This is a genomic window from Pseudonocardia hispaniensis (genome assembly GCF_042658695.1).
GTDB classification, from domain to species: Bacteria; Actinomycetota; Actinomycetes; order Mycobacteriales; family Pseudonocardiaceae; genus Pseudonocardia; species Pseudonocardia hispaniensis.
In genome coordinates, this window is the sequence record NZ_JBHSQW010000023.1 from 200254 (window position 1) to 205324 (window position 5071).

At 73.4% G+C, this 5071-nt stretch carries 4 protein-coding genes; all 4 read left to right on the top strand.

What is annotated here, in order from left to right; translation table 11 throughout:
• Positions 1-1005: DUF917 domain-containing protein (locus ACFQE5_RS10700; protein WP_379584695.1), on the top strand; the 1005-nt coding region annotated here is incomplete at its 5' end.
• Positions 1002-2582 carry a helix-turn-helix domain-containing protein gene (locus ACFQE5_RS10705; protein ID WP_379584696.1) on the top strand — a complete coding sequence of 527 codons (1581 nt, stop codon included), beginning with the start codon at positions 1002-1004 and terminating at the stop codon, positions 2580-2582. The genes ACFQE5_RS10700 and ACFQE5_RS10705, both read left to right, overlap by 4 nt.
• A 211-nt stretch (positions 2583-2793) precedes the next feature.
• Positions 2794-3708 carry a phosphogluconate dehydrogenase (NAD(+)-dependent, decarboxylating) gene (gene gnd / locus ACFQE5_RS10710; protein WP_379584709.1) on the top strand — a complete coding sequence of 305 codons (915 nt, stop codon included), beginning with the start codon at positions 2794-2796 and terminating at the stop codon, positions 3706-3708.
• Positions 3709-3786: 78 nt separating this feature from the next.
• Complete coding sequence (gene tal / locus ACFQE5_RS10715; RefSeq protein ID WP_379584697.1) at positions 3787-4950, top strand: transaldolase; 1164 nt, start codon at positions 3787-3789, stop codon at positions 4948-4950.
• Positions 4951-5071 lie beyond the last annotated feature (121 nt).

Sequence of the window (5071 nt, forward strand, 5' to 3'; positions counted from 1 at the left end):
GGCGCCGCGCTGATGGGCTCCGGCGGTGGCGGCAGCACCCGATCCGCCCGTTCGCTGCTGCGCCACCAGCTGGAGCGCAGCGGACCGATCCGCGTCGTCTCGCTGAGCGAGCTGCCGCCGGATTCCCACGCCATCCCGGTCGGGCTGGTGGGCTCGGTGACGGTCTTCGAGGAGAAACCGCTCAACGGCGGTGAGTTCGCTCGCGCGGTCGCGGCCGCACAGCGTCACGGCGGGGTGGAATGCGCAGCGGTACTGGGCTTCGAGGCGGCCGGGGTGAACGCGCTGCTCGCGGCGGCGGCCGCCGTCGCGCTCGGGCTACCGCTGGTCGACGCGGACGGGATGGGCCGGGCATTCCCCGAGCTGGAACAGACGACCTTCTTCCTGAACGGGGCTCCGCTGACCCCGGTGGCCGTGGCCGACGCGCAGGGTGCGGTACTGGTCATCGACGGTGTCGACGGGTTCGCCGCGGAACGCCTGACCCGCTCGGCGGTGGTGACCGTCGGCGGCTGGGGCCTCATCGCGTTGGGTCCGCAGCGCGCCGACCTGCTCGCCCGGACCGCCATTGCGCACAGCATCTCCCGGGCGCTGGAGGTCGGTCGGCTGCTCAGCGCCCGTGACCTGCCGCGGCTGCTGCACGACAACGGTGGCCGGATGCTGTTCAGCGGCAAGGTCGTCGACGTCGAGCGGTCGACCGGTACCCGGTTCGCCCGGGGCAGCGCGGTGCTCGAGAGCGCGGAGCGGCTGATGCGGCTGGAGTTCCAGAACGAGAACCTGCTGCTGCTGGAGGACGGTCGGGTGCTGGCCTCGGTCCCCGACCTGATCTGCCTGGTGTCCCGCGACCAGGTCCGCCCGTTGACGACGGAGGAGATCAGGTTCGGCCTCGAGGCCGACGTGCTCACCCTGCCCGGCGCACCGCAGTGGCGGACCCCGCGTGGGCTGGGTCTGGTCGGCCCCCGCGCCTTCGGCTACGACGTCGACTACGCGGCACCCGGGCGGCGGAGATGATCTTTCCGGATCCGGCACGACCCCTGGCGGAACCGGGCCGGCGGCTGCGCGTACGCCACCTGCTCGGGGTCGGTGAGCTCACCGGCGCCGAGCTGATCGGCGGTCACGACGGCCTGGACCGGGAGATCACCGAGGTGGCGGTGCTGCACGGCACCGGGGACACCGAGGCCGTCGGGCAGGGCACGCTGGTGATCACCGCCTCCCGCGCCGTGGCCGGGTACGAGCTGGAGGTGCTGATCCGGGCCGCCCACAGCAAGGGCGCGGTCGCGGTGGTCGTGCTCGGGCAGATCCGCATCCTGCGCTCGACCCGCCAGATGGCCGACCGCCGCGACCTTCCCGTCATCGTGGTCCCGACCGGCGAACCGGTGCAGCTGGCCACCCGGCTCGCCGCCCACGTGCTGGAGCCGACCCGGCTCGCCGTGCAGCGCGCGCTGCAGGTCCTGAACCGGCTGCCCGGCGCGCCGACCAGCACCGAGCAGATCCTGCAGCCGCTGCGCGAGAGCCTGCAGGCGCCGGTGGTGCTGCTCGGGCGCGACCGCACGGTGCTGGCCGGGTCGGCGGACTTCACCCTGGCCGATGTCGAGCTGCCGTCCTACGCCCAGGTGATCCCGGCCGGGCATGGCCATCAGGTCCTCGCGCCGGTGTTCGTCGACGACCCGGTCCGGCCGGACCTCTGGCTGGGCACCCAGCTGCCCGCGTCCCACCAGGTGTGGCTGGACGGGGTCGCCCAGCTGTTGAAGGTCGCCGCGTTCCCGATCGCGGCGCTCACCGCGCGAGAGCGCATCCGCGGCGAGCAGGACGCGCGGGACCGCAGCACGCTGCTCGCCGAGCTGATGGACGCCACCCAGGCGCTGGGCCGCCATACCGTGCAGCGCGCGCTGCACGTGGGTTGGCGGCTCGACGGCTGGCACACCGGCGTGTACCTGCAGCTGGAGCTCGGGATCGAGCACGCGCCGGACTCGACCGCCGCGCTCGCGCGTGCCCTGCGCGCACAGGGGCTCGTCGGTGTGCTCGCCGAGCGGTCCGACGGCTGGGTCTTCTGGTTCACCGACGACGCCGAGCCGCCGTCGACCACCTTCCGGAGCACCCGGCTGGCGGTGGCGCACGCCGTCGAGAGCCTGCGGGACCGCCTGCCGCTCATCGCCGGCGTCGGGCGCCCGTACGAGGGGCACACCGGAATCGGTCGCACCGTGCGGGAGGCCCGAGAGGCGTGCCTGTTCGCCGGGATGACCTCCCGCCGCAGCCCGGTCGAGCACATCGACGAGCTCGGCGCGCGGCGGATCCTGGCCCGCTGGCACGAGTCGGAGGCCTTCAGCTCCTACGCCCGCACCGTGCTGGCGCCGCTGCTCGGCGGCGAGGACGTCCTGTTGGACACGCTCCAGGTCTACCTGGACCGGGAGTCCTCGGCGAGCGCCGCCGCGTCGTTCCTCGGGGTGCACCGCAACACGGTGAACCAGCGGGTCGAACGGGCCGAGCGGGCGCTCGGCGTGGACCTGTCCCGGCCCGACGACCGGCTCGTGATCCAGCTCGCCTGCCGCGTCGTGCGCGGATCGGAGCAGGCCCGTCTCCCGAGCTGATCGGTGCGGACTGCACAAACTCGGCGGCCCGACATCGCCTCAGCTGTCGATGACAGGCGCGCCGACTCCGATGACCATGGAACTCCGACAGCCCGTCGGGTCGAGTCCGCGATCCGCACCCGACTCCGGCGGGCCGTACCCGGTCCCTGGCCATTGCCGGGAACGGCCCGCCGGACCCTCGAACCAGCAAGGAGCTTGCGTGCAACTGGGAATGATCGGTCTGGGTCGAATGGGCGCCGGCATGCGCGAGCGGCTCCGGGCGGCCGGTCACGAGGTCATCGGTTACGACCCGCGCCCGGAGGTGACCGATGTCGACTCGCTCACCGCGCTCGCCGCCGCGCTCGCCCCGCCCCGCACCGTGTGGGTGATGGTCCCGGCCGGCGAACCGACCCGCGCCACCGTGCGCGCCCTGGCCGATCTGCTCACCCCCGACGACCTGGTCATCGAGGGCGGCAACTCCCGCTACACCGACGATGTCCCCAACGCGGAACTGTTGGCGGGCAAGGGGATCGGATACCTCGACGTCGGGGTGTCCGGCGGGGTCTGGGGCCGCGACAACGGCTACGGGCTGATGGCCGGAGGTGCGCTCGAGCACATCCACCGGGCCATGCCGATCTTCGACGCGCTGCGCCCGGCCGGCCCCCGCGAACAGGGCTTCGCCCACGCCGGCCCGGTCGGCGCCGGCCACTTCGCCAAGATGGTGCACAACGGCATCGAGTACGGGCTGATGCAGGCCTACGCCGAGGGCTACGAACTGCTCACCGCCACCGAGCTGATCACCGACGTGCCCGCCGTCATGCGGGCCTGGTCCCGCGGCACCGTGGTGCGCTCCTGGCTGCTGGACCTGCTGGTCCGCGCCCTGCACGAGGATCCGGGCCTCGCCGCGCTCACCGACCACGTCGACGACTCCGGCGAGGGCCGCTGGACGCTGGAGGAGGCGATCACCCGCGCGGTGCCGCTGCCGGTGATCTCCGCCGCGCTGTTCGCCCGGTTCACCTCCCGCCAGGAGTCCTCCCCCGCGATGCGGGCGGTCGCCGCGCTGCGCCACCAGTTCGGCGGACACGCCGTCCAGCACGCCGCGGGCCCGACCGGTGCGGCCGACGCGTCCGCATGCCGGACGAGCTGACCGCGTGGCCATGACGGGCACGCCGGGCGTCGACGCCACCGCATTCCCGCTGCGGTCCTGGAACGCAAAGGAGTCTTCGTGAGCAGACCAGATACCCCTCGACTGGCCGCACTCTCGCAGGCGGGTGTGTCCATCTGGCTCGATGACCTGTCCCGGGACCGGCTCCGGACGGGTGACCTCGCCGCGCTCGTCCGCGATCGGTGTGTGGTCGGTGTGACCACCAATCCGACGATCTTCGCGGCGGCGCTCGCGGACGGGACGGCCTACGCCGGGCAGCTGCGCGAACTGGCGGCGCGCGGCGCCGACGTGGACACCGCGATCCGCGAGCTCACCGTCGCGGACGTGCAGGCCGCCTGCGACGTGCTGGGTGAGGTCCACCTCGCCACGAACGGGACCGACGGGCGGGTCTCGCTGGAGGTCGATCCCACCCTGGCCCACGACGCCGACGCCACCGTCGCTCAGGCGATGGAGCTGTGGAAGGCGGTGGACCGGCCGAACCTCATGGTCAAGATTCCGGCCACCCGCGCGGGGCTCCCGGCGATCGCCCAGGTGCTCGGGGAGGGCATCAGCGTCAACGTCACCCTGATCTTCTCGGTGCAGCGCTACCGAGCCGTGGTGGACGCCTACGCCGAGGGCATGGAGCGTGCGCTCGCGAACGGCCATCGGCTCGACCGGATCGCCTCGGTGGCCTCGTTCTTCGTCTCCCGGGTCGACACCGAGATCGACCAGCGGCTGGAGACCATCGGCACCGAGGCGGCGCGGGCGCTGCGCGGCCGGGCCGGGGTGGCCAACGCACGGCTGGCCTACGCCGCCTACCGGCAGGTGTGCGCCACCGACCGGTGGACGGCCCTGCGGGCCGAGGGGGCGCGGCCCCAACGGCTGCTGTGGGCCTCCACCGGGGTGAAGAACCCCGCCTACCCCGACACCCTGTATGTCAGCGAGCTCGTCGCGGCGGGCACGGTCAACACCATGCCGGAGCAGACCCTGCACGCCTTCGCCGATCACGGCGAGGTCCACGGCGACCGGCTCACCGGCACCGCCGAGGCGGCGCGGCGGGTGTTCGCCGGGCTGGAGGCCGCCGGGGTCGATCTCACCGAGGTGTTCGACACGCTGGAACGCGACGGTGTCGCGAAGTTCCTGACCTCGTGGACCCAGCTGGAGCAGACCGTGCGGGCCCGGCTCGACGCGGCCCGCGCCCCGGCCGACGCGCCCGGCGGCGGCGAGGAGGCCACCGATGAGTGAGACCCCGCCGCTCCCGACCGATATCACCGTCACTCGGGAGTGGTCCGCGTTGGTCGCGCATCATCGCGAGATCGCCCCGCTGCATCTGCGGGATCTGTTCGCCGCCGATCCGGGCCGGGCC

What these genes read in the sequence shown, in the direction of transcription:
- ACFQE5_RS10705 (WP_379584696.1), top strand. Translation starts at nt 1,002, where the DNA reads ATGATCTTTCCGGATCCGGCACGACCCCTGGCGGAACCGGGCCGGCGG.
- gnd (WP_379584709.1), top strand. Translation starts at nt 2,794, where the DNA reads ATGATCGGTCTGGGTCGAATGGGCGCCGGCATGCGCGAGCGGCTCCGG.